A 25493-nucleotide genomic window follows, 5' to 3' on the forward strand; every position below is an offset into this window, starting at 1 on the left:
ATGAACACCCCGGCCTCCTCCACCGTGCCCACGTTGCCGCTGTCGGCGCTGGCGACGCTGGTCCTGGTCAGCCTCGTCAGCGTCGCCGTGCTGCGGCTGTCGGGCGTGAGCCCCGTGCAGCAGGCCGACGCTGCGACGCAGGCGGCGCGCCAGCTGCGCTTCGAAGACCGGGCCGATGGCGGCATCGCGGTGCGCGACGCCGCGACCGGCGCGCTGCTGGACACCGTCGCACCGGGCACCAACGGCTTCCTGCGCAGCGCCATGCGTGGCCTCGTGCGCGAGCGCAAGCGCCAGGGCCTGGGGCCCGAGCAGCCGTTCGAGCTGCTGGGCCGCGCGGACGGCCGACTGACGCTCGTCGACCCCGGCACGGGCCGGCGCATCGACCTCGAATCCTTCGGCCCCAGCAACGCGGCGGCGTTCGCCCGGCTGCTGCCGCCCCCACCCACCGGAGACCGCCATGACGCTGACCGCTGAACTGCAGACGCCCGAGGACGCCGCCCGCCTGGCCAAGGCCGAGACGATGCTGACGCCGCGCTTCTACAAGACCGACTACGCGGCGATGGACCGGCTCGACATGAGCCCCATCCGCGCCGAGTGGGATGCGATGCTGGCCGAGTACGAGGGGGACAACAACCACGACCACTTCACCCGCACACCCGAGTTCGCAGCCGAAGTAGCGGCGCTGTCGGCCGACTGGTCGCCGCAGCTGCGGCGCGACTTCCAGGACTTCCTCGTCAGCTCGCTGACCAGCGAATACTCCGGCTGCGTGCTCTACAACGAGATCGCCAAGGCCGTCAGCAACCCCGACATCAAGCAGCTGATGCGCTACCTGACGCGCGACGAATCACGCCACGCGAACTTCATCAACCAGTCGCTGAAGGACTTCGGCCTGCAGGTCGATCTCGTCGGCCTCAAGCGCACCAAGGCCTACACCTACTTCAAGCCCAAGTACATCTTCTACGCGACCTACCTGTCCGAGAAGATCGGCTATGCGCGCTACATCAGCATCTACCGCCAGCTGGAGCGGCATCCGGAGAAGCGCTTTCATCCGATCTTCAAGTGGTTCGAGCGCTGGTGCAACGACGAGTTCCGCCACGGCGAATCGTTCGCGCTGATGATGCGCGCCCAACCCCACCTGCTGCAGGGTGCCAACACGCTGTGGATCCGCTTCTTCCTGCTGGCCGTCTACGCGACCATGTACGTACGCGACCACACGCGGCCCTGGCTCAGCGAGGCGCTGGGCATGGACCCAACGGACTACGACTACCGCGTGTTCGACATCACAACGGCCATCTCGCGCCAGGTGTTCCCGCTGAGCCTGGACACCGACGCGCCGGCCTTCCGCGCCGGCATGGACAGGCTCTGCACCATCGCCGTCGCCAATGACCGCGCCAAGGCACGCGGCGGCCTGCTGGGCAAGCTGCAGCAGGGCTGGTGCGCCGCGCGCGCCTCGCTGTGCTTCGCGCGTCTGTACCTGCTGCCGGTGAAGCACAGCGAGCTGCCGCGCGAGATGCGCGTCGCACCGAGCTGGTAGGCCCTGGCTCCACCGAGAACCACCATGCAACACGGCTGGCCCGCGCTGTACACGCTGCTGCTGTGGTGGTTCAGCACGGGCGTCATTCTCTACCTCAACGGCCTGCCGCGCGAGACGCACAAGTGGACGATGCTGTCGGCCACCGTGCTGCTGGGCGTCTCGCTGCTGGGCGTGGCGGTGACGGCGTCCGACACGCGCGTCACCGGCGCCTACCTGGCGTTCACCGCCGGGCTGATGATCTGGGCCTGGCAGGAGGTGGGCTTCCTGCTGGGCTACGTGACCGGCCCGCGCCGGCGCGCCTGCCCGCCGCAGGCCCGCGGCTGGCGCCGGGCGGGGCATGCCGTCATGGCCATCCTGTATCACGAGTTGGCACTGATGGTGCTGGGCGCAGCCGTGCTGGCGCTGACCTGGGGGCGTCCCAACCAGGTCGCCACCTGGACCTTCGGCGTGCTGTGGCTGATGAGACTGTCGGCCAAGCTCAATGTGTTCCTCGGTGTGCGCAACCTCAACGAGCAGTTCCTTCCAGAGCACATCCGCTACCTGCACAGCTACTTCCGCCAGCGCCCCAGCAACGCGCTGTTCCCGGTCAGCGTCATTGCCGTCACGGTGCTGGCCGCCGCGGCCTGGCACGGCGCCGTGGCGATGAGCGTCAGCGCCTTCGAGGTGACAGCCTGCAGCTTCGTCGCGATGCTGCTGAGCCTGGCACTGCTGGAGCACTGGTTCATGGTGCTGCCGCTGCCCAGCGAGCGGCTGTGGAACTGGGGCCTGCGCTCACGCGCGCCGCACGCCTGACAGGCCCCGCGGTCGGAGCCGACCGCTGCACGGCACACCGGTCACGCGCTCAGTGCTGATCGACCTGCTGCGATCGACGAGGCGGATGTTGCCGGGGCGCCGGAGGACATCTGGCGCGGCGACAGCAGCTCACCGAGCAGCGCCCACCAGGCAGGCCCCGCCATCGGCTTGAGACACCGGGCGCCGAAATCCGGCTCACCGCGCGGTGCGGCGGGCTGAGGGCGGTCGGTGTAGAGCACCGTCGCCGCAGGCTGCGGGAGCGATCGCGCGGCGATCAGCAACGAGCGCGCCGGCAGAGGAGCCACGTCACCGCAGATCATCAGCGCGGGCTGCAGCTCGGACAGCAGCACAGTCGCCTGCTGCGCGTCCACCGCCGACTGGACCTCGAACTCGGCGGCATACAGCAACTCCGCCAGAGGCTCGATACAGCCGGCATCGGGGTCGATGATCAGCGCGACAAGGCCGCGCCCCAGTGGCTGCGGTGCCTCGGCCGGCAGGCCAAGGCCGAACTGCGCTCGAACCTCGCCTCGAGCTGGCACGTGCAGGCTTTCGGCGATGCCGGAGGCGTGAAGGCAAGCGAGCAGCCCTGGGTGACCGGTAGCAACCACCGTCGCCATGCCGGCGAAGGCGTGGGCAGGCGGCGCCAGCAGCCGCTGCCAGGTCAACACCACCGCGGCCTGGGAGACGGACCGCGCTTCCCTCGCCGGCAGCCGGACCGCCGGCCGCGCGCGAAAGCTGGCCTCGCTAGGTTGTTGAACGTCGGACGAGTCGCCACGCGCACCGCCGCGAAGGCGGCATCCCGACGCGTTCAGCTCCGACCGCGCAGGCCGCCGACGCCACATGCCACGATGCTGGCGCAGCGACGCCGAAGCGTCGATCCGGGAGACGGCGGAAGAATCCCGCGGCCCAAGGAAAAACGGGTTAGCGCCTTGCGGTGCTAACCCGTTGAAATCTTCTTATTTTTGGTGCGGCTGGCAGGATTCGAACCCACGACCCCTTGGTTCGTAGCCAAGTACTCTATCCAACTGAGCTACAGCCGCTTGAGTTTGATACTGATAAGAACAGGCTGGCACCTTTTAGTGCTAACCCATTGATTTTCTTGTTGTTCTGGTGCGGCTGGCAGGATTCGAACCCACGACCCCTTGGTTCGTAGCCAAGTACTCTATCCAACTGAGCTACAGCCGCTGAAGCCTCACAGTATAACCAATTCTTCGGGTCGTCAGCAAGAGTCCGGCAGTTGACGATGGCGCGCGCGTACGTGGATGGCTTAGGGCAAGCGGGCCGCGGCTTCGAAGCAGCGCGCGCGGCGGGCCTCGTCGCCCTGCTGCTCTGCCAGCGCCGCCAGGGCCAACCAGCTCCGGCGGCGGGCGGCAGCGGGCATGCCGGCATCTTCGGCCACGGCCTCCAACATGAGCCGCGCCTTGCCCCACAGCTGGCGCTCGGCCAGCGCATGGCCCAGCGCATAAGCCAGAGCCCGCTCGCGCGGATAGCGCGACTGCGCGGACTCCAGTCGCTGCAGCCAGTCCGGCCCGCAACCGGCCAGCACCGGCACGAGGGCCTGGGCGAGCGCGGCGCGGTCGTCCGCCGTGAGGTCTCCCAGGTCATCGAAGAAGGGGCGCAGCCAGCCGCGGCCGTCGTCCGGCGCGCCCAGCAGGCCGGCGCATTGGGCGGCACGGGCGGCGACGAGCGGATCGCGCCGGTCGGCGGGGTCCAGTTGTTGCCAGACGGTGCGCAGCTGGTCGACGTCGCGGGCGCCGTCCAGCGCCTCGAAGGCGAGCGAGCGCAGCAGGCCTTGCGCGGCGACCTTGGAGAAGGCCTGGTGCTTGGCGAGCAGCCGCGCAGTGCGCAGCGCATCCAGCGGCTGCTGGGCCAGGCGTGAGGCCTGCAGCCGCAGCCGCAGCGCCTGGGTGCGGCGCGAGACGCCAGGCGGCAGTTCGCCCAGCAGGCTCAGCGCCCGCGGCGCGTCGCGGTCATCGAGCGCCCACTCGGCGGCCAGCAGGCGGGCGCCGTCTTCATGGCCACGGGCGCTGCCACTGCGACGCGCCAGCTCCAACGCGCTGCGTAGTTGATCATCGCGATGGCGGCGATCTTGAAGCCGGTGGGCGCTGGCGGCCGCCAGCAAGTGGGCCAACGCCATGAAGGCCTGGTCCGCCGCCAACTCGGGCGTGGCCGACTGGATGGCCAGCGCCCGCTGCGCGGCCTTCTGCGCACGGCTGAAGCGGGCGCCGAAGAGTTCGACCAGCGCTTCACGCAATGCTAGCTGCGCACTGCGCTCGCGCTGCGCCAGGCGCCATTCGCGGGCACGGCGCGGCAACGTCGTCAGCGCCTCGATCGCCTGGATCGCTGTGACCAGCGCAAAGCAGCCTGCCACCAGCAACAGCAGGAAGAGGTTGAGCGAGATATCGAGCCGCCAGCCGGCCCAGTAGAAGCTGGCAAGGCCGTCGTTGCTGCCGAGCGTGAGCGCCGCGACCACGGCGACGGCGAACAGCAGGACCAGCCAGATGACGAGGCGCATGGTGGGCGCCTCCTCAGCGGCCGGCCGCGGCAGCGGTCAGCGCGGCGAGCGTGTCGTCCGGCCGCGGTACGCTGACCTGGCGGGCCTGGCCAGCCACCTGGCGCAGCAGCTCGGCAACGCCGGCGACCTTGCGCGAGCGCGTGTCGAAGTAGCGGCTCAGCGTCTCCTGGCAGTCGCGCAGGTCGGACTGTGCCGTGTCGAACTGGCGGCTCAGCAGCGCCAGCCGGGCGTTGAGAAGCCGCAGCTTGAGGTTCTCGCGCAGGAAGAAGCTCTGATCGGGCGAGACCAGCGCCGCCTCGGGATGCTCGATGCGCGTGACGCGCAGCAGCGTCTTGGCCTCGCCCCAGGCCACGCCCGTCCACGTCGCCAGTTGCTGCGTGGCCTGCCACCACCACAGCGACAGCTTGCCGTCTGCCGCGGCAGCTTCCTGCTCGCGCTGGAACTTGAGGGCCCGATCACGCTCCCGCGCAGCGGCGTCGGCCCGGCGCTCCTCGCGCACCGGCGTGTCGGCGCCGGAGACCAGCGGCAGCTCGTCCGCCATGCGGACGACCTCGTCGAGTTTGATCGTCAGCGTGGACACGTCGACGACGGCAACGGCCTTGACACGGTCCAGGTCTCGCGCGACGGCGCGGCGCACGCCTTCCATGCGCGGCTGTTTGTAGCGCAGCAAGCGCTCATCGGCCTGCTTCAAGGCGGCCACCAGCGGCTCGGCGCTGCCGGTGATCTGCGTCTGCTGCAGCGCGACGCGCAGCGCGGCCTCGATGTCGCCGACGACGTTCTCGTCCCGCGAGCGGGACATGGACTGGATCAGCTCCTCCAGCTGGCCGCGCTGCAGCGCCACCTCGGCCAGGCGCGCCTCCAGCAGCGACACCTTGGCCGCCGTGTCGCGGACCAGCTCGGCCGACTGCTTGGCCGCCAGACGCGCCTCGGTGGACTGGGCGGCGCTGGCTTCCTGGCGGCGCACCAGCTCCTGCTCGAGCGACTGCTGGCGCGACAGGCTCTGCCAGGCCAGCGCCACGCAGACCAGCACCGCCGCGCCCAGCAGCGCGAGCAGCCAGGGCAGCCAGGCCGGCAGCAAAGAAGGGGACGGGGGCAGCGGGGCCGCGGGCTCCGCCGTGGGGACAACAACAGGGACGGGCTCGGTCACAGTGCACCAGATTCTGTCAGAGGCGTTTCAGCGCCCGCGTCACCGCTTCCGGGTCGGGTCGCGCCAAAACGACAGGGTCGAAGCCGGCCGCGCGGGCGGCATCGGCAATGCGTTCGTGCGTGGTGATGGCCCGCTGGCCCGACAGCCGCGCGCTGTGCAGGTGGCCCACCGCCTCGGCGCTGCTGAACAGCCAGGCAAAGCGCTGCGGCGCGGCGCGTACCTCGTCGAGCAGCTGCGCCTCGGCGGCGTCGAACTGCGGGCCGCTGCGGTGGTAGACGGTCACGGCGTCGACCTGCGCGCCGGCCTCGACCAGCCGCTCGGCCAGCCACTCGCGGCCGCCATCGCCGCGCAGCAGCAGCACGCGGGCGCCGACCCAGTCGCGCCGCGGCTGCAATTGCAGCCACAGGTGCTCGGAGTCCAGGCTGGCGGCGTCGGCCGCGGGCTGGACGATGCACGATGGCGGCACGCCGTGATCCGCCAGCGCCTGTGCGCTGCCCGGGCCCACGCAGGCCGCGAGCGTCTGCGCGGGCCACGGACGCGCACCGGCCTGCGCAAAGAAGTGCTCGACGGCATTGGGGCTCACGAAGACGGCCAGGTCCACCGCCGGCAACGCGGCCCAGGCGGCCACGACGGGCGCCGGGTCACGGGCCGGCAGGATGTCGATCAGCGGCAGCGCCCTCGCGTCCACGCCCAGCGCCGCCAGGCGCGCCAGCCAGGCCGCGCACTGCGGCCGCGGGCGCGTGACGATGAGCGTGGTCATCCGGGCAGGTAGGAGCCCGCGCCGAGGTCGCGCAGCCGGGCCGCGGCCTGCTGGCCCAGCGCACGGGCTGCCTGCACGTCGGTCACGTCGCCCGCGACGCTGGCGCGCAGCAGCGGCGACGCATGCGCCTCGGCATGGCCCAGCGCAGCGTCCAGGCACAGCGTGCCGCCCTGCCAGCGGCCGTGGGCCGCCAGCGGCAGGCTGCAGCTGCCGCCCAGCGCGCGCGAGACGGCCCGCTCGGCCTCGCAGGCCAGCAGCGTCGGGCGGTGCACCAGGCGGTCGAGTGACTGGGCCAGCGCCTCGTCGTCGGCTCGAATCTCGATGCCCAGCGCGCCCTGCCCGGCGCAAGGCAGCATCTGGCCGATGTCGAACAGGCTGCGCACGCGGTGGCCCAGGCCCAGGCGCTTGAGGCCGGCCGCTGCAAGGACGATGGCGTGGTAGCCGCCCTCGTCAAGCTTGCGCAGCCGCGTGTCGAGGTTGCCGCGCAGGGGCTCCACGCGCAGGTCGGGCCGCAGGCTCAGCAGCTGCGTCACGCGACGCAGGCTGGAACTGCCGACGACCGCGCCCTCGGGCAGTTCCTCCAGCGACGCATAGTCGTTGGCGACGAAGGCATCGCGCGGGTCCTCGCGCTCCAGCACGGCGGCGAGCATGAAGCCGTCGGGCAGCTCCATCGGCACGTCCTTCAGCGAGTGCACGGCGATCTGCGCACGACCTTCGGCCAGCGCCGCTTCGAGCTCCTTGACGAACAGGCCCTTGCCGCCGATCTTGGACAGCGTGCGGTCGAGGATCTGGTCGCCGCGGGTCGTCATGCCCAGCAACGAGGCCGTCAGGCCCAGTTCGTCGGCGAGGCGGGCCTGCACATGCTCGGCCTGCCACAGTGCCAGCCGGCTCTCGCGCGTGGCGATGATGAGGGGGGTGGAAGCGGTCATAGGGCCCGGATTATCGAGGCCGCGATGCCGGGTTCACCAATGCACGTTCGTCGGCCACGCACAGAGGCACAACGCCCGCCCCTCAGGCCCGGCGGCTCTTGAAGAAGGCGTTGACCATCAGCCGCCCCAGGCCCGTGTGGTAGGCGGCCTTCTGCGCGGCCCAGCGGATGTCGCCGGAATGGAAGATGCCGCCGTTGTAGAAGACAGCCCGGTTCCAGCGTGCCGGCAGGCGGCCGATGACCTCGAAGTAGCGGTTGCTCGCCGTCATGTAACCCGGCGGGATGCCGTACTTGTCACCGAAGGCGCTGGCGTCGAGCGTGCTGGAGTCGCGCATGAACTGCGCGGTGTCGGCATCCGACATCAGCGAGCGGAAAAACACCGTGCCGCCCAGCTGCTCCTCGCGGAAGAGGTAGAGCACGGCGGCGGCCATCATCTCGTCGTGCTGAAGGCCGGAGTCGTCACGGTGGCAGATGCGCTGGCGGGCGTCGAGCGTCGCAGCGTCCTGCGTGACGCGGCCGAAACGGGCGTACATGCCCAGCGACGGGCCGGCGCCCAGTGGCTGGCGCAGCTGCTGCTCGAAGAAGCCGCCCAGCGCATCCGACAGCGGCTGCGGCAGGTCGAGCTGCGGGCCGGGATAGGGATGACCGGGGATGGGCTGAAACTGGCCGCTCGCTGCCTGGGCGAGCGCCACCAGCGCGTCCGGGTCGCGGGCAAAGTCGTCGATGACGAAGACCGGCGAGCCATCGTCCAGCGTCAGTTGCTCGATGCGCGCCGCGGGGTTGACGAGCAGCGCCGGCGACGCGGTAGGGGCAGCCTTGGCCATCGCGTCGGGCGGCGGCGCCGGGCAGAACTGGTTGATGAACTGCTGGTGCTTGGGCAGCTTCATCAGCGTGCGGGCCACGTCCTTGCGCACATCGCCGAGGAAGTCGGCGAGGTTGCGGTCGTCCATGTTGCGCGTGATGGGGTGGTGGCTGGCCGGCGTGATGCCCTGCCCCATCATGACCTGCACCCAGGAGTTCTCGGCGAACAGCTCGCCCTGGCGCAGCATGATGCGGCCGGTGTCGCGGAAGTGCTGGACGCGGTGCTTCAACAGCGGCGGCAGCTCCATCTCGCGGCAGGCGCGCCACATCGGCGAGTCCGTGCGATTGGTGACGTGGTAGTGCAGGATGATGAAGTCGCGGACCACCTCGATCTGCTCACGCGCCTGGGCGTTGTACTCGTCGATGTCGCTCTGGCGCACGCCATCCGTCGGGAACAGCTCGACGAGGCGGGTCAGGCCCTTCTGGATGAGGTGGATGCTGGTGGACTCCAGCGGCTCCAGGAAGCCGCTGGACAGGCCGATGGCGACGCAGTTCTTCTTCCAGACCACGTCACGCTGGCCGGGCGTGAACTTGATGACGCGCGGCTGGCGCAGCACCTCGCCCTTCACGTTGGCCAGCAGGGCCGCCTTGGCGTCGTCGTCGCTGATGTGACGGCTGCTGTAGACGAGGCCGTTGCCGACGCGGTGCTGCAGCGGGATGCGCCATTGCCAGCCCCAGGGGTGCGCGATGGAGCGGGTGTAGGGCACGGGCTCGCCGACCGACTGGGTCTGCACGGCGACGGCACTGTCGCAGGGCAGCCAGTGCGACCAGCTTTCGTAGCCCACGCCCAGTGTCTGCCCCAGCAGCAGCGAACGCATGCCGCTGCAGTCGATGAAGAAGTCGCCCTCGACGAGCTCGCCGCCGTCCAGCGCCAGGCCGGTGATGTCGCCGCTGGCCGGGTCGGTGTGGACCTGGAGGATCTTGCCTTCCAGGCGCCTGACGCCGAGCGCCTCCGAGTAGCGGCGCAGGTACTGGCCGTAAAGCGTCGCGTCGAAGTGGTAGGCGTAGTTGATGCCGTTGTCGGGCAGCAGCGCGAAGCGGTTGTCGAGCGCGGCGCGCAGCTCCAGGCAGTAGTCGCCGTAGTCGCTGGCCAGGCCGCGCTTGCGGCCCTCCAGCCAAAAGTGGTGGAAGCCGGCAGTCCAGTGGCCCTTGCCCGTGCGGCCGAAGGAGTGAAAGTAGTCCTCGCCGACATTGCGCCAGTTCTCGAAGCTGATTCCGAGCTTGAACGTCGCCTGCGTGGCCTGTATGAATTCCTTCTCCTCCAGGTCCAGGATCTCGTGCATGAAGTGCAGCGTCGGGATCGTCGCCTCGCCGACGCCGACGGTGCCGATCTCCTCCGACTCGACGAGACGGATGTCGACCTGCTTGCCCAGGCACTTGGACAGGCCGGCCGCCACCATCCAGCCGGCCGTGCCACCACCGGCAATGACGACGCGCCGGACGGGTTTCGATGCAGCGTTCACGTTCATGGGGCGAAGATCTATCGGTTGAGCCGCTTCAGCAGCATGGAGCGCAACTGCCGGGCCAGGTTGTCATCCATCGGTGCGAGGATGCTGCGCGCCGGCGCCGGGATGTGCGCGGCCGTCTGCTCGTCGGCGTCGAAGATGTAGTGGTCGAACAAGGCCCGCCAGGCATCGCGCTGGGCCGGCGGCAGGTCACGCAGCGACAGCAGGGCCATCATCAGCGTGTTCAGCGGCGTGTCCATGAAAGGCGGCGACTGCCGCCACCAGAAGTTGACCAGCGCGTTGATCGGCTCCAGCGCCTCGACGGCGTGCCACCACTGGCTGGGGATGAACAGCGCGTCGCCGGGCAGCAGGTCGAATACCTGCGCGTGCTCCAGCGCCTGCGCGTAGCGCGGGAAGCGCGCGAAGTCGGGCCGCACATGATCCACGAGGCTGATCGGCTGGCCCGCCGGCGTCAGGTCCAGCGGCCCGATGTACAGGTTGGCCACCTGATCCGGCGGGAACAGCGTGAAGCGCCGCCTGCCGGCGACGACGCAGGCGATGTTGTCCGGCAGGTCGAAATGCGTGGCCACCTGCATGCGGTTGCCGAGCCAGAAGCTCACCAGCGGCGCAAAGCCCGTCAACTCGGGCAGCGCGTTCTCGCGGCCGAGGCCCGGGAAGGCGCTGTCGATCTCGGTGGAGCCGAGATAGAAGGTGTCGCGGGGGACGGCCAGCAGTTCGTCCAGCAGCGCACCGAAGGTGTGGACCTCCCGCTGGAAGTTGAAGCCGCTGAAGTCCTCGTTGTAGAAGAAGCGCCCGCCGATCTCCGGCGCCCCGCGCCACAGCGCCAGACGGGTCTCCGTGCCGAAGCCGCGCAAATAGTCGCAGAAGTCCTCGTCCGAGCGCTCGGCCGCCTGCACCAGCGGCCAGTGCCGCACCAGGCCGCGCAGCAGCACAGGCTGCGTGGACTGCAACACCCCGGCCGGCAAGGCGCCGGCTTGCATGCCGACAGACTCAGACATGGCGTTCAGACGGCCTCGTTGGCGAGATGGCGCTTGATGAGCTTCGTGAAGTTCGACATGGACGCCATCGCCATGTAGATCGGCATCAGATAGTCCGCCTGGTGCAACAGCGCCACGGCGCTCGCATCGAGGGCGGCCAGCCGCTCCTCGTGGATCATGTAGTAGCCGACCAGCTGGCCCCGGCTGCCGTCCGGCCGCTCGACGTCCAGCACGAAGGACTCCAGCAGCTCGTGCGCCATCAGCGTCTGTACGAAGTCGGTCGTGGCCTCCAGCCCCTCGTGCAGCGAGCGCAGCATCGCGTTGGCGTTTTCGAGGAACTCGGTGGTCCCGCCATGGGGCAGGAACACCGCCTCGCCTTCGGCGCCATGGCTGATGCGCGGGCTGTCCATGTTGACCATCATGCGCAGTTCGTCGTCGGCGATGCCGATCGAGAACGGCAGGCGCTGGATCGACAGCGGCAGGTAGTCGGCATCCCAGCCACTGTCGGTCAGGAACAGGTTCTCCCCGTCCTGCAGCCCGAACAGTGCCGCAGGCACGAAACCGCCCTTCTCGTCCGGCTGGAAGACGATCGGGTAATGCGCCTGCAGCCGGCGGAACTCGTTGACCGTGGCGGGTGCGGACATGACGTCGTCACCCCATTGCGCGCCGCGCTGGGTGATGATGCGGAGGTCTTTGTGCTGGACGTTGTTGAGCAGTTGCAGCATGGGTGTCGGGTCAGGATGATGCGGCGGCCGGCATGCCGTTGGCGCGGATGTGGTTGATGAGATCGCGGTGGCGAGGCAATGCGCCCAGCAGCCGCTTGGTGAGCGTCGTCACGTCCTTCAGGCCCGCCTCGGCCGCGGCCAGGCGATCGGCCCGCAGCGCCCGGACGGCGGGCTTGAACTTCATGCCGTACAGCACGTACTGGTAGCTGGCAGCGGGAAAGACCTCTTCGTTGCGGTAGAAATCGTTGCGCGACGGCGCACGGTGGGCCCAGAGCTGCAGCAGCTCGCGCAGCGACTCGGGCTGCGAGTCGGCAGTACGGTGGTCGCGCCAGTAGTCGGCATCGTCCCGCTCGCTCAGCACGTAGTGCAGCTTCAGGAATTCGATGATGCGGGACCAGCGGTAGGCGAAAGACTCGTTGAAGCGCTTGGCGACGAGGTCCATGTCGGCGCGGTTCGCCGGCATCTCGTCGCGGATGAGCGCCGACGACAGCTCGATCAGCGCCAGCGCCGAGGCTTCCAGCGGCTCGATAAAGCCGGCCGCCAGACCGACCGCGACACAGTTGCGATGCCAGAACTGCTCGCGGTAGCCGGGGCTGAAGCGGATTCGACGCGGCGCCATGTCACCCAGCTTCAAGTCGCTGCGTTGCAGATAGCCCATCAGCGCACGCTCGGCCGCGGCGTCGTCGACATGGCTACTGGAGTAGACCAAGCCGATGCCGCGGCGGGTGGGCAGGCCGATGTCCCACGTCCAGCCTTCTGCATGGGCCGTCGAGATGGTGGCGGAGGCCAGCGGCGCCTGCTCACTCGCGTGCGGCACCTGCACGGCCAGCGCGCTGTCGTTGAAGAGCACGTCTTTCTGGGAGCGCCAGCCGATGCCGTAGTGCTGGCCCAGCAGCAGGCTGGCCAGCCCGGTGCAGTCGATGAACAGGTCGCCTTCGATGTCGCCATGCTCGCGGGTCGCGAGCGCCGCGATGTCGCCGTTCTCGCGCGAGCGCACTTCGGTGAAATGGCCAACGATGTGGCGCACGCCGAGCTTAGTCGTCGCATGCCGCTGCAGCAGATGGCCGAGCTTGACCGCGTCGAAGTGGTAGCCGTAGTTCATGACGCCACCGAAACCGGGTGTGGTGGTCTGCTTGGGCGCGAGGCGGGCGTCACACACCTGTGGCTGCGCGCAGACGCTGTCGGCGAAGGAGCGAGCCTGATCGCCCTGCAGCCATGCCGCGGCGAGTTCGGCATCGCCGTAGCCGTGAGGCAGCGTGAACGGATGGTAGTAACGATCGCTTTCGCCACCCCGCTGCCAGCCATCGAAGCGGGAGCCCTGCTTGAAGGCGGCATCGCATTCGCGGATGAGATCGACCTCGGCCAGGCCGATGCGGTGCAGCGTTGCGCGCATCGTGGGCCAGGTCCCCTCGCCGACGCCGATGGACGGCACGTCGGGCGATTCGATCAACGTGATCTGCAGCGCGCCAAGGCCGTCGCCGCCCCATTCCGCGGCCAGCGTGGCCGCGGTCAGCCATCCTGCCGAGCCCCCGCCCAGGACCACGATCCGTCGCACGGGGGCCGCCATCGGCCCGGAGTTCATCTCGGAGTTCATGTCGGAGGAGTATGACCGCACCGCCCAGGCCGCGCAGTCAGGAGGAACTCTGAAAAACGGTTTGGCCGGAGCGGGCGTGGATGCCTGCTCCGGCCAATGAAGCACCCGGCGAACGCCGCACAGGCGTCACCGGGAGCAGTCGTCATCGCTCAGAAGCGATAGCGGGCGCCGATCAGGTAACGGCGGCCGGTCTGAACAGCCGACACCAGCATTTCGTTGGTACGTCCGTGCTGACGGATGTAACCATCGTTGAGGTTCAGCAGGTCAAGCTGGAACGTCAGGTTCTTGCCAAGCTTGTAGCCGATGGACGCATCCACCTGGCCGTACGGCTCGGTGTAGACCGGGTTGTTGCCGTTGCCATCGCTGGTAGCCGCGAGGAACTCGCCACGCCAGTTGTAGGCTGCACGGACAGACCACACATCGTTCTCGTAGAAGCCCACCACGTTGGCCGAGTCGCTGACGCCCAGCAGCGCCGCCTGTTGGTCGGTGCGCGTGTTGTCAAACTTCAGGCCCGTCTTCACCTTGGTGTAGTTGCCCGAAACGCCGAAACCGCTGCTGCCGAACATATGCTGGAAGTTCAGCTCCAGGCCCTTGATGGTGTCGCCAGGGCCGTTCTTGAAGGTCGTGACCTTGAACGGAATCAGCGTCGCATTGGGGACGGCGCTTGTGATGGTGCCCAGCACTTCTGGAATGTTCAGTGCGCTGGTGGGGTTGACACCTGGCTGGCCGTGGTAGTTATTGAAGATGTAGTTACGGATGCACAGCGGCTGCGTGCCGGTTGCCGTGCAGGCTGCCAGAGCGGCGTTGTAGTAGTCGCCGCTGGCTGGGTTGAGAATGCCCGGCACCGTGGTGTCCACAGTCGACAAGGTGACGAAGTTGCTGACCTTTTTGTAGAAGGCACCCGCGGCCACATAGCTCGACTTGGCGTAGTAGTACTCTGCCGACAGGTCGAAGTTCTTCGACTTCAAAGGCTTGAGAGCCGGATCACCCGTGGAGCCCGTGCCACCGCCATTCGGGTTCGCGGTGCCACCAAGGCTCAAGCCGCCCTGCATCTGATTCCAGCCCGGGCGACCGATGTTCTCGCCGTAGCTGGCCCGCACCTTGACGTTGTTGGCCAAGTCAGCATCCCAATCGATGCTCGGGAGCCAGTAGTTGTACTTGCCGGACTTGGTGCCGAACGTCGTGCTGCCTGAAGGCAGGTTGATCTCGTTCTGCGAACCCCACACCGTCGTGCCCGAACGATCAACCACCTGAGACGAAGAGTCCACCTTGGTGCTCTCGTAGCGCAGGCCGATCGACACGTTCATGGGGATGGCCGTGTCGAAGGCATGATCCCATTGGCCGTAGGCCGACGTGGACTTCTCGGTCGCACGCCAGTCATCGCCCTTCGTGTAGTCAGGCGCCGCGGCGAAGTAGGCCTCGGCCTGTTCCTTCGTCATGCCGGGCGTGTTGGCCTGCTTGATCTTGACGGCGCGATCACGCAGGCTGGCGAAATCCGCCATGTAGAAATTCGGGAACAGGCGGGGGTCGTCGTGGCCCGGAATCCGGCTGAAGAAGCCGCCCAGGCTGTAGGTGCCGGTGGTAATACCGGCGAACTGACCCAGCGAAGGCGCGACACCACCCCAGTCGTTGTTCTGGTTGTTGTAGCTCGCCGAACGGTTCTTGGTCTTCGTGAAGCCCAGGCCAGCCGACAGTTTGTTGTCGTCGTCGAGGCGATAGGTACCGCGCGCCTGTGCCTGATCGACCGTCTGATCGCTGAGGTTGTTCCGGAACTGGGTACCCGTCACGTTCAACTGGGTGTCGTCGAACTTTTGACCGGGAAGGGCAAGGATCGGAAACTTCTTGTCGTAGTAGGCCGTCGCGTTGCCCTGATTGAACATCGCCAGGTCCATCGTCGAGTACGTACCGTACGGGCTGTCCGGTGTGGTCTTGGCTGTGGAGTGATGAGCGTCGAGGTCGAAGCTCAACGCGTTGCTCAGCTTCCATTCGGCGTTGAAGCCGGTGGAGTTGAGCTTGGACTTTTGAGCATACTCACCCGTGTTGAGTGCCAGGTCATGCTTGCCGTCTTCCCAGATGGCCGTCTGCGTGACCGGGGCCGCGACTGCCCCCTTGGTGAACTCGGTGGCGGGACTGCCGTTCAGATTGCCGGAGAACGAGTTGTTGAACCAACTCGACATCTCAGCATTCTTGGACTTGGAGGAGTAGATCGCCAGCGTGTGGTCGACGGTGAACTTCAGGTCTTTCGTCGGCGCGAACTGAATCACGGCTTGGCCGTTCAGACGCTCGCGCTCCATGCCCGTCAGCGAATATCGCAGGTCACGGGAAGTCGCGTACAGGCCCGTCGGCTGGTTGACGATGTTGCCTGCCGGGGTGACGCCCTTCACCGCTGGGTCATTCGTGCCCCAGCCGTTCTGGGTGTACGCCTTGTTGAATCCCGAGTCACGCTTGGAATAGCTGCCGCTGATGGCGATGCCCAGAGTGCGGTCGCCAAACGTGTCGCTGTAAATGCCGGAGATTTCCGGCGTCGTCTTTGAACCTTGCAGCGAACTGGGCAGGCGGCCCACGGAAGCGTCGTAATTCGCTTTGACGCCGATGCTGGCAATGCGCTCGCGCACGTCCAAAGGTCGGGCCGTTTTCACGTTGATCGTGGCACCGATACCGCCGGTGGGCGACTCGGCACGAGCCGTCTTGTAGACCTCCAGGGCGGAGATCGAGTCGGACGACAAGTTCGCGAAGTCGAACGCCCGCGACCCGTTTGCGCCGGCACCTTCGAAGCCGATCAACGCCGTCGGCATCTGGCGGCCATTCAGCAGCACCAGGTTGAAGTCGGGCCCCACACCGCGGACGGTGACCTTGGAGCCTTCGCCGTTGGCGGCGCGGTCAATCGAAACGCCGGCGATGCGCTGCATCGATTCGGCCAGGTTCGTGTCCGGAAACTTGCCGATGTCCTCGGCGACGATGCCGTCCACAAGGCCGCGAGCCTCGCGCTTCAGATTGACAGCGCTGTCAAGTGACTTGCGAATACCCGTGATAACGACGGCTTCGAGTTGCTGTGTCGGCGCGGCCCCTTCCTGCGCCTGAACCACGCTGGCGCCAGCGAGCAATGCGAGCGTCGAAGCGACTGCCACCGGGCGAAGCTTGAGCGCTTGCGCGGGTTGCCGGCGGGTTTTGGGAATCTGGTGATGTCTCAATTTGTCTCCTTGCTGGGTTGGCTCATGGACAAGCCGACTAACGACGACTTAGAACGGTCCCGATTAACAATTGTTAGCGTTATCAATGGGCTAACGGTAAAGCTGCCACGTCGAGCGCCCAAAGTACTTTATTGATCCGCCCGCCCCATTTGCCTAGGGTTTACCAGGGGATATCCGGTGTGTTTAGCGAATTACGCAACACCCTGCGAACGTCTCCATGCTGGAATGCTGACTCGCTCCTCCCGGCGCGCCAGCACGGCGCCCGCGAAGAAATGATAGCGATCCCAATATTTCTCGCTCACGCTTGATGCAGTATCTCAGCGCTCAATAGACAACGCTGTCAACGATAGTTGAATCGCGTTGCGCTTGCAATCAAGGGTCTACCCGGCCCAAGGCCGGCAATTGGTGGAAACGCAACGATGGACGCCTTCGAAAGTGGCGATGTCGGCAAGCTGCAACCGCAGGGACGCCCCGTGTCCGCACCGTGAAAGAAACTGCTAGAGTGACATTTAGGTAACTTGGTTACCTCCCCTGCAGCAAAACACATCCGGACGACCCGCCATGCCCCCACGAGCCGCCCCTGCCCGCCTTGATGGCGACAAGAACGAACCGCTGGTCGCCGACATTCGGCTCCTCGGTCGCATCCTCGGCGACGTGATTCGCGAGCAGGAGGGTCGCGAGGCATTCGAACTGGTGGAACGCATCCGGCAGCTCTCGGTGGCCTACCGCCACAAGCATGACAAGGAAGCCGGCAAGCGCTTCGACAAGCTGCTCAAGAGCCTGTCCGGTGACCAGGCTGTCAGCGTCATCCGCGCGTTCAGCTATTTCTCGCACCTGGCCAACATCGCCGAGGACCGCCACCATGTGCGGCGCCGCGACGTGCATGAGCGCGCTGGCAGCCTGCAGCCGGGATCGCTGGCGTACTGCCTCGAACACCTGCATGAGGCCGGCGTGCGCCCCGCCGAGATCGGCGAAGTCCTGCAGCGCGGCTTCATCTCGCCCGTGTTGACGGCGCACCCGACCGAGGTGCAGCGCAAGAGCATCCTGGACGCCGAGCGCTCCGTCGCCGGCCTGCTGGAAGCGCGCGACCGCGCCGGCACCGAGCGCGAGCTGCGAGAGGTCGAGGCGCTGCTGCGCGCGCGCATCACACAGCTGTGGCAGACGCGCATGCTGCGCTACTCCAAGCTGACGGTGGCCGACGAGATCGAGAACGCGCTGTCCTACTATCACGCGACCTTCCTGCGCCAGATTCCCAAGCTCTACGCCGAGCTGGAAGAGCATCTGCCCGGCCAGAACCTGCCGAGCTTCCTGCGCATGGGGCACTGGATTGGGGGCGACCGCGATGGCAACCCCAACGTGGGCGCCGCCACACTGCGCCGCGCGATGCAGCGCCAGAGCGAAGTGGCGCTGCGGCACTACCTGACTGAGCTGCATGAGCTCGGCGCGGAGCTGTCCATCTCGCTGCGCCTGACCGGCGTGACGCCGGACATGCAGGCGCTCGCCGAGCGCAGCCCCGATCAGAACGTGCACCGGCTCGACGAGCCCTACCGCCGCGCGCTGACCGGTATGTACGCGCGCCTGGCGGCCACGCTGCAGCAGCTGACCGGCACAGAGGCGCTGCGCCATGCCGTCGCGCCGCAGAACCCCTACTTCTCGCCCGACGAACTGCTGGCCGACCTTCGCGTCATCGAGGCCTCGCTGAAGAGCCATCACGCCGAGGCGCTGATCGCGCCGCGGCTGAGCCCGCTGATCCGTGCCATCCAGGTCTTTGGCTTCCACCTTGCCACGCTGGACCTGCGCCAGAGCAGCGACCAGCATGAACTCGTCCTCGCGGAGCTGCTCGCTGCGGCGCGCATCGAGGCCGACTACTCGGCGCTGGACGAAGCCGCCAAGCGCGAGCTTCTGCTGAAGCTGCTGAACGACGCCCGGCCGCTGCGCGTCATCGGCGCCGCCTACAGCGACAAGACGCAAGGCGAGATCGCCACCTTCGAGGCCGCCCGCGAGGCGCTGGCCCGCTTCGGCCGCGAGGCGCTGCGCCACTACATCATCTCGCACACCGAGTCGGTATCCGACCTGCTGGAAGTGGCCCTGCTGCTGAAGGAAACGGGCCTGCTGCGCGGCGTGCTGAACGAACAGGCAGTCAGCGACCTCATCATCGTCCCGCTGTTCGAGACCATCGGCGACCTGCGCGTCGCGCCGACCATCATGCGCGAGTTCTACGCGCTGCCGGGCGTGCGCGGCCTGGTGGACCGCAGCGGCGCCGAGCAGGACATCATGCTCGGCTACTCGGACAGCAACAAGGACGGCGGCATGTTCACGTCGTCCTGGGAGCTCTACCGCGCGGAAATCGCCCTCGTCGAACTGTTCGACGAACTGCGCCAGACTGGCCCGCTGACGCTGCGGCTGTTCCACGGCCGCGGCGGAACAGTCGGCCGCGGCGGCGGCCCGAGCTACCAGGCCATCCTCGCGCAGCCGCCCGGCACCGTGAACGGGCAGATCCGCCTCACCGAACAAGGCGAGGTCATCGCGTCCAAGTACGCCCACCCCGAGATCGGCCGGCGCAACCTGGAGACGCTGGTCGCGGCCACACTGGAGGCCACGCTGCTGCATCCCACGCAGAGCGCGCCCAAGAGCTTCCTCCAGGCCGCCCAGGCGCTGTCCGACGCCAGCTTCGCGGCCTACCGTCAGCTCGTCTACGGCACGCCCGGCTTTGCCGACTACTTCTTCGCGTCGACGCCCATCCGCGAGATCGCCGAGCTCAACATCGGCTCGCGCCCGGCCTCGCGAAAGGCCACGCGCGCCATCGAGGATCTGCGCGCCATCCCGTGGAGTTTCTCCTGGGGCCAGGCCCGCATCGCCCTGCCCGGCTGGTGCGGCTTCGGCTCGGGCGTGGAGGCCTTCCTGGGCGAGGAGCCCACACAGCGTGCCAAGAACCTGGCCTTGCTCAAGCGCATGCTCAAGGGCTGGCCGTTCTTCCGCGCGCTGCTGTCCAACCTGGACATGGTGCTGGCCAAGAGCGACCTGGCGCTGGCCGAGCGCTATGTCGAGCTCGTCGAGGACAAGAAGCTCGGCAAGCGCATCTTCGCGGCCATCAAGGCCGAGTTCGAGCGCACGCAGACAGCCCTCAACCTGATCACCGGCGACAACAAGCGCCTGGCGGCCAACCCGTCGCTGGCGCGCTCCATCGAGCACCGCTTCCCGTACATCGACCCGCTCAACCACCTGCAGGTCGAGCTGATGCGGCGCTACCGCCACATCGCCAAGGACGACCCTGCGATGGAACGTGTGCAACGCGGCATCCACCTGTCGATCAACGGCATCGCCGCCGGCCTGCGCAACACCGGCTGAGCCGGCTGCGCAGCGCCGGCCGTAGCACCGGGTTGCCCACGGTGCCCCGCGGCCGGTCCTCAGGCTAGAGTCGTCGCATGGGCTTCAAGTGGCGCTTCGAATACAGCCTGCTGTTGCTCCTGTTGCTCAGCGCGGCCGCCATCCGCTTCTCCGACGACCTGCTGCAGCGGGTGCGCGTCATCGAGCCCGAGGGGGCCTTCGTCACCGAGTCCACGTCGGATCGCGTGCACAACAGCGGCAACACCGAGACGCGGCGCGCGCCCGGCCGCGGCTACGACCTGAGGTGCCGGCTGCGCGAGGGTTTCGGCTATCCCTACTGCGGCATCGTCGTCCGCTTCGACCCCCAGCGCGTGCACGGCATCGACCTCAGCGGCATGCGCCGCCTGCGACTGTGGCTGGACTACGAGGGCCCAGCGCAGACGGTCAAGATCCACCTGCGCAACGCCAGCCCGCACTACGGGCTGCCGCAGCAGGAGCAGGAGTCGGCCAAGTACAACCATGTCGAGATCACGACCGACTCGCTGCGCCACGGCATGGTCGAGCTGGACCTGCGTGACTTCGTCGTCGCCAACTGGTGGATGCAGCAGTTCCGCATGCCGCCCCAGTTCAGCCGGCCGGAGTTCGACAACATCATCTCGCTGGAAGTCATCACCGGCACCGATGCGCCAATCGGTGACTACCGGCTGGTGCTGCACCGAGTTGAATACGACGTGCAATACCTGTCCACGGAGCGCTGGTACCTCGCCATCATGAGCATGTGGCTCGTGCTAGCGCTGCTGTACCTGCTGCAGCGCATGGTCCGGCTGAAGGCCGACGTGAGCCAGCAGCGCCAGCGTTCGCAGGAGTTGTACGAGATCAACCGAGTGCTCGACGCCCGCAGTAAGCAGCTCGTGCAGATGGCCACCACCGATGCGCTGACAGGCGCATTCAATCGCAAGGGCCTGGAGGACCTGCTGCAGCAAGCCCTCGCCGATTGGCACGGCCATCGGCATCCACTGGGCCTGGTGCTCATCGACCTAGACCATTTCAAGGCCGTCAACGACATCCACGGCCATCAGGCGGGCGACCACGTGCTCGCGGGCCTGGCCGAGCTCGTGCGGCAGCACGTACGCGGGCAGGACGCACTGGGCCGCTGGGGCGGCGAGGAATTCCTGCTCGTCTGCCGCGACACCGGCCTTGTGCAGGCGACGGCGATCGCCGAGAAACTGCGCGCCCTCATCGCGGGGCACGAGTTCCACGGCGGCCTGCATATCACGGCCAGCTTCGGCGTCGCGGCGCTGGACAGCGAGCGCCCGTTGGACCAGGTCTTCGCGGCGGCCGATGGGGCGCTCTACCGCGCCAAGGCGGAGGGACGCAATAGCGTCGTCGCCGAGAGCGTCGCGGCATCCCCAACAAGCCGGTGAATCTTCCCGGCATTGCCGGGCTCCCCAGGCATGCAGTGCGGCCATCATTCGCGCCGCCCCCCAAGCACCGCCCGAAGCGCAATCCGCCGGCCGGTGCCCTTCGCCCCCTGGAGACCCGATGCCCCACGCACGCCCCGCCACGCCCGTCGTCTGCCTGCACTCCAGCGCCGCCAGCAGCAGGCAATGGCGCCGCCTCGCAGCCGAAAGCGACCCGGCCTGGCAGTGGCACATGCCGGACTTCTTCGGCCACGGCAGCCGCCCCGGCTGGCCGGAGCTGATGCCCAGCCGGCTCAGCGTCGAGGCCAACGGCGTGCTGGCCGGCCTGCCCTTCAACGACACGCAACCCTTCCACCTCGTGGGCCACAGCTACGGCGGCGCCGTGGCCATGCAGATCGCGCTGCAGCAGCCGCGCCGTGTGCTGTCGCTGACGCTGTACGAGCCCGTAGCCTTCGGCACGCTGCCGACGCTCGGGCCGGGCGAGCCGGCCTGGGAAGAGATCTGCGACGTGGCCAAGGCACTGGGCACGGTGCTGGACGCCGGCGACGCCGCAGGTGCGGCGCGCGGCTTCTGTGCCTACTGGCACGGCCACGATGTCTGGCCACAGCTTGACGAGCCGCAGCGCCAGCGCATCACCGCCGCGATGCCCACCGTGCGCCGGCATTTCGATGCGCTGTTCGTCGCCCGCTGGAGCGACAGCCTGCTGGCCCTGCTGAACATGCCCGTGCAGCTGCTGTGCGGCACGGCCACGCGGGCCAGCGCGCGCCGCGTGGTCCAGGCCCTTGCCGCCCGGCTGCCCAACGGCCGTCTGCACTGGGTGGACGGCGCGGCGCACCTGGCACCGATGACGGAACCGGAGCGCATCAACCGCCTCATCCTGGCCCACCTGCAGCAAGCCCAGCCGGCGCCGGTGGCCTGAGCGTTCTCGTACTTTCAGCGCGTCACAGCGGAGGCCTCCGGTGCCGCAGCGTCCAGCACCGGACGGCCACCCTGAGCCCGCCAGGCGGACGATAAAGCCTGGTCGTCCGCCCGCTGCGCGGCCATCTCGGCCCGTGCGGCGCCCCACTCGCCCAGCCTGGCCCGGTCACGCACCAGCGCGCGCCACGCCATGCTCGCGGCACAGGGTGATACACGCTCGAGGCGCTCCGCCTCACGCAGGAAGGCAGCCTGTGTCCAGCCCAGGGTCGCCTCGTAGACGCGGGCCCGCGCCTGCCACCGAGCCAGGACTGCGGTGTCCGCGGCGGACAGGCGGCGTGCGAGGCTCAGCGCCAGGCCGTGCTCGATGACGGTGTCACCCAGCCACAGCAGCTCGGCCACGGCCTCGCACCGCCGCCTCGTCGCTGCATCGGTCAACCCGTCCGCACAGGCTTGGGTCAGCGGCGCATAGCCTGCGATGGGCCAGACGGACGCGACCCCGATCAACAGCGTCACTTCGGCGTCATGCGCCAGCCCCGGCGTCTCGGTTTGCGGCAGCTCCAGCAGCAGCTGCGTGAACTCGCGTTCGTACATGCGGCTGAACCGGCCTTCGGCGGCCATGCGCTCCAGCGCGTAGGGCACCAGCGAGCGGCGCTCCGGGCCCTTCGACTCGCGCAACAGCATCAGCCAGGCCTGCAGATTGGCGGGCTCCAGCCGCGACCATTGCGACACCTGGATGTTGGTGCACTGCCCAGGCGGGCAGGGCCGCAGCAGCGCTAGCACCGTCACCATCGGATCGCTGCTGGAGCGCGCCAGCGCCTGCAGACGGGCACTGGCCCCCGTGGCGTCCGCGTCGTCCATGCCGCCCAGATAGTCCGCCACGGCAAGCGAGCGCGGGTCGCCGCGCCGCCGCAGCGCCGCCACCCAGCGGCGCCGTGCGCCGTCCTCGGCTTCCCTCTGCACCTGCGCACCAACCGTCTCGTTCGCCGCTTCGATGGCCTCGATGCCGATGCCCCCGGTGCGGGCCTCGAAGCCCGCCATCACCGCATCCCTTTGACGCTGCTGCTCGGCCAGGCCGAAGCCGCACCAGTCGGCTTTCATGCGCTGCTTCAGCGCTTCGCGCGCCCGGGCTTCTTCCGCGTCGGCCGAGGCGGCCGGCTGCGGTGCGTCCGGTGCGGAACGCACCGCGACCAGCGCCGCTGAAGCCGATGCCGCTGACGCCGCCGATGCCGCCACACCAGCCAGCGGTACCGCCGGCGCAGCCGGCCGATTCAGCCGCCCGACGCCGAAGCCCACAGCCGCCACCAGCACGAGCAGCGGCAGCACGAAGAGCCAGCGGCGCTGCACGCCCCGACCCTCAGCGGTTCTGGCCAGCGAGCGCCTCCCGCACGGCCGCCACCTGCCGCCGCGACACGGCCAGCCATTCGTCCACATGCACGATGCGCACGGCCCAGCCATCCCCAGCCTCCGCGATGTCGGTCGCATCGGCATCGCCGAAGATCGTCGGCGCATGCCGCTCCAGCTCACGCACGGCCCAACGGGCCACGAGGGCATTGCGGTGGATGCGCAGGAAGCGCTCGCCCAGCCGCTGCTCAAGCTCGGACAGCGCCCCGTCCATGACATGGCTCTCGCTGGCCGTTCGCAGCGTCACGTATTTCAGCTCAGCGCGGAAGTACAGCACCTCCGACACCGGCACGCGCCGGAGCCGCCCGCGGTCGGTCAGCGTGATGAAGTCGGCATCCGGCGCCACCGGCGCGTCGGGGGGCAGCAGCGCAGTGGCCGCGGCGCGATGCGTGAGCCGCTGGGCCACGCGGGCCAGCGCCGCTTGCAGCCGCTCGCGACGGACCGGCTTGGTCAGGTAGTCGACGGCGTCCAGCTCGAAGGCGCGCAAGGCATGCATCGCGTGCGCCGTCACGAAGACGATTAGCGGCACGCCGTGGCCCGCGGCAGCGCGGCCGGCGAGGCTCTCGGCGAGCTGCAGGCCGTCGGCGCCAGGCATCTGCACATCCAGCAGCACGAGGTCACAGCCATGCTCGCGCAGCCAGGCGGCGGCCTGCGACCCGGTCGCCGCCTCGGCAACCACCTCGCACCTCGGCTCGTGGATGGCATCGACCAGCCCGCGCAGGCGCAGCCGGGCCAGGGGTTCGTCGTCAACGATGAAGACGCGGAGAGCGGTCATAGCGGCAGGATGATGCGCAGGTTGAATCGGGTGTCCGTGGCGTCGATGTCGAAGCGTGCCGCCACGTCGTGCATCAGGTGCAGGCGCTGGCGAACATTGCGCAGCGCCAGCCCGTGACCCGGTGTGCAAGCCGGCGCACCGACGCTGTTGCTGATGCGGATCTCCACCTCGGCTCCGCGGCGCTGCGTCGTCACGCTGAGATCGCCGCCGTCGTCGTTGGGTTCCACGCCATGACGCACGGCGTTCTCCACCAGCGGCTGCAACAGCAGCGGCGGCAGCCGCGCCCGGCCGGCCGCCGGGTCGAGCTGCCAGGTGACCCGCAACCGCGGCCCGAAGCGGATCTCCTCGATGGCGAGATAGCGCTTCGCCAGCTCCACCTCCTCGGCCAGCGTCACCGACGCGCTGGAGTCGGCCAGTGCGACGCGGAACAGCTCGGCCAGGTCCTCCAGCACACCCTCGGCGCGGGCCGGGTCGATCTGCACCAGCGCGATGGCACTGTTGAGTGTGTTGAACAGGAAGTGCGGGCGGATGCGCGACTGCAGTTCGACGAGCTGGGCCAGCGCGTCGGCCGGCTGGCGGATGCGCGCGCGGTGCTTGAGCCAGGCCAGCAGCACGGCCGCGCCGCTGGCGCCGCTGGCCGCCACGCTGGCGCGTCGCCACCAGGCGGCGGGCTCGTCACTCGTCAGGTTGAGCAACGCGAAGCCCAGCAGCGCCGCGACCGCACCCAGGCCCATCAACGCGGCCCACTGGGCCGGCTCGGGCAAGCGCGGCCACAGCCGCTTGCCGGCGCACACCGCCAGCAGCCATGACAGCGCCGAGCACATCGTCACCACCGTGCCATTGGCCATAAGCAGGCCCCATTGCATGGCATCCCGGGCCACCAGCGCCGTGCCCAGCGCTAGCAAGCCCTGCACGCCCAGCACGGTGCGCAGCACCAGGCCCACGTGGCAGACATCGAAGGCGCTGGTCGGCTCCAGCGGGCCCGGCGACACCCCCGGCAGCTCCGACGGAGCGGCCTCTCGCGCGCTCGCGGCGGCGGGCGACGTGGCCGACCACTCGCCGGGATGCTGGGAGACGGACTGGGGCATGGCGTGAGGCTCGTTCAGACGATGGCGCTGGCCGTTGCCGCGAGGCAGACGACCGCGTTCGATAATGGCGGGC

General features: G+C 68.5%; 19 protein-coding genes and 2 tRNA genes. 6 read left to right on the forward strand and 15 right to left on the reverse strand.

The genetic code is table 11. The features are described 5' to 3' along the window. The 3 genes from puhC to puhE are packed head-to-tail and all read left to right on the forward strand — an operon-like array spanning position 1 to position 2326. Positions 1-474, forward strand: a complete 474-nt coding sequence (puhC, locus tag LXT13_RS08190) for a photosynthetic complex assembly protein PuhC (protein WP_233371350.1) — start codon at positions 1-3, stop codon at positions 472-474. Then, on the forward strand, positions 458-1534 hold the full coding sequence (acsF, locus tag LXT13_RS08195) for a magnesium-protoporphyrin IX monomethyl ester (oxidative) cyclase (protein WP_233371351.1): 1077 nt from the start codon (positions 458-460) through the stop codon (positions 1532-1534). The genes puhC and acsF overlap by 17 nt, the downstream gene beginning before the upstream one ends. 24 nt (positions 1535-1558) lie before the next feature. Beyond that, entirely contained in the window at positions 1559-2326 is a 768-nt protein-coding gene (puhE, locus tag LXT13_RS08200) for a putative photosynthetic complex assembly protein PuhE (protein WP_233371352.1), read from the forward strand. Between the two features lie 41 nt (positions 2327-2367). Here puhE and LXT13_RS08205 read toward each other — a convergent pair whose 3' ends face one another. From LXT13_RS08205 to LXT13_RS08260, 12 genes are all read right to left on the reverse strand, one after another. Further along, on the reverse strand, positions 2368-3168 hold the full coding sequence (locus LXT13_RS08205; protein ID WP_233371353.1) for a response regulator: 801 nt from the start codon (positions 3166-3168) through the stop codon (positions 2368-2370). Between the two features lie 121 nt (positions 3169-3289). Then, positions 3290-3366 (reverse strand) — tRNA-Arg (locus LXT13_RS08210). 68 nt (positions 3367-3434) lie between these two features. Further along, a tRNA-Arg gene (locus LXT13_RS08215) sits at positions 3435-3511 on the reverse strand. Between the two features lie 82 nt (positions 3512-3593). Then, positions 3594-4841 carry a heme biosynthesis HemY N-terminal domain-containing protein gene (locus tag LXT13_RS08220; RefSeq protein ID WP_233371354.1) on the reverse strand — a complete coding sequence of 416 codons (1248 nt, stop codon included), beginning with the start codon at positions 4839-4841 and terminating at the stop codon, positions 3594-3596. A gap of 13 nt (positions 4842-4854) precedes the next feature. Next, positions 4855-5919: a uroporphyrinogen-III C-methyltransferase gene (locus LXT13_RS08225; protein ID WP_233371355.1), complete on the reverse strand. Its 1065-nt coding sequence runs from the start codon at positions 5917-5919 to the stop codon at positions 4855-4857. A gap of 85 nt (positions 5920-6004) precedes the next feature. Then, entirely contained in the window at positions 6005-6748 is a 744-nt protein-coding gene (locus LXT13_RS08230) for a uroporphyrinogen-III synthase (RefSeq protein ID WP_233371356.1), read from the reverse strand. After that, on the reverse strand, positions 6745-7677 hold the full coding sequence (gene hemC, locus LXT13_RS08235; RefSeq protein WP_233371359.1) for a hydroxymethylbilane synthase: 933 nt from the start codon (positions 7675-7677) through the stop codon (positions 6745-6747). The genes LXT13_RS08230 and hemC overlap by 4 nt, the downstream gene beginning before the upstream one ends. Positions 7678-7759: 82 nt before the next feature. Further along, positions 7760-10006 (reverse strand): DUF6445 family protein, encoded by a 2247-nt coding sequence (locus LXT13_RS08240; protein ID WP_233371360.1) that lies wholly within the window; start codon positions 10004-10006, stop codon positions 7760-7762. An 11-nt stretch (positions 10007-10017) separates the two neighbouring features. Further along, on the reverse strand, positions 10018-11001 hold the full coding sequence (locus LXT13_RS08245; RefSeq protein WP_233371362.1) for a cupin-like domain-containing protein: 984 nt from the start codon (positions 10999-11001) through the stop codon (positions 10018-10020). A gap of 5 nt (positions 11002-11006) precedes the next feature. After that, positions 11007-11705 (reverse strand): SapC family protein, encoded by a 699-nt coding sequence (locus LXT13_RS08250; protein WP_233371363.1) that lies wholly within the window; start codon positions 11703-11705, stop codon positions 11007-11009. A gap of 10 nt (positions 11706-11715) precedes the next feature. Further along, positions 11716-13299 carry a tryptophan halogenase family protein gene (locus tag LXT13_RS08255; protein WP_233371364.1) on the reverse strand — a complete coding sequence of 528 codons (1584 nt, stop codon included), beginning with the start codon at positions 13297-13299 and terminating at the stop codon, positions 11716-11718. Positions 13300-13448: 149 nt separating this feature from the next. Further along, positions 13449-16427, reverse strand: a complete 2979-nt coding sequence (locus tag LXT13_RS08260; RefSeq protein WP_233371365.1) for a TonB-dependent receptor — start codon at positions 16425-16427, stop codon at positions 13449-13451. A gap of 624 nt (positions 16428-17051) precedes the next feature. Between LXT13_RS08260 and ppc the strand changes: the two genes are divergently transcribed. The 3 genes from ppc to LXT13_RS08275 all read left to right on the forward strand — a co-directional run bounded on the left by ppc (position 17052) and on the right by LXT13_RS08275 (position 22157). Beyond that, the gene (ppc, locus tag LXT13_RS08265; protein ID WP_233371366.1) at positions 17052-19838 is read left to right on the forward strand and encodes a phosphoenolpyruvate carboxylase; all 2787 of its coding nucleotides are present in this window, start codon (positions 17052-17054) and stop codon (positions 19836-19838) included. A gap of 77 nt (positions 19839-19915) precedes the next feature. Beyond that, positions 19916-21241 (forward strand): GGDEF domain-containing protein, encoded by a 1326-nt coding sequence (locus LXT13_RS08270; protein WP_233371367.1) that lies wholly within the window; start codon positions 19916-19918, stop codon positions 21239-21241. 118 nt (positions 21242-21359) lie between these two features. Next, positions 21360-22157: an alpha/beta fold hydrolase gene (locus LXT13_RS08275; protein WP_233371368.1), complete on the forward strand. Its 798-nt coding sequence runs from the start codon at positions 21360-21362 to the stop codon at positions 22155-22157. A gap of 14 nt (positions 22158-22171) precedes the next feature. On the opposite strand, the gene LXT13_RS08280 is transcribed toward LXT13_RS08275, so the two are convergent. From LXT13_RS08280 to LXT13_RS08290, 3 genes are read right to left on the reverse strand one after another with little or no spacing between them, the layout of a single operon-like run. Further along, the gene (locus tag LXT13_RS08280; protein WP_233371369.1) at positions 22172-23500 is read right to left on the reverse strand and encodes a hypothetical protein; all 1329 of its coding nucleotides are present in this window, start codon (positions 23498-23500) and stop codon (positions 22172-22174) included. A gap of 10 nt (positions 23501-23510) precedes the next feature. Then, on the reverse strand, positions 23511-24332 hold the full coding sequence (locus LXT13_RS08285) for a LytR/AlgR family response regulator transcription factor (protein WP_233371370.1): 822 nt from the start codon (positions 24330-24332) through the stop codon (positions 23511-23513). Next, positions 24329-25420, reverse strand: coding sequence for a sensor histidine kinase (locus LXT13_RS08290; RefSeq protein ID WP_233371371.1), 1092 nt, complete (start codon positions 25418-25420; stop codon positions 24329-24331). The genes LXT13_RS08285 and LXT13_RS08290 overlap by 4 nt, the downstream gene beginning before the upstream one ends. Positions 25421-25493: the final 73 nt, after the last annotated feature.

This window comes from Pelomonas cellulosilytica (assembly GCF_021353265.1).
Lineage (GTDB): Bacteria > Pseudomonadota > Gammaproteobacteria > Burkholderiales > Burkholderiaceae_C > Pelomonas > Pelomonas cellulosilytica.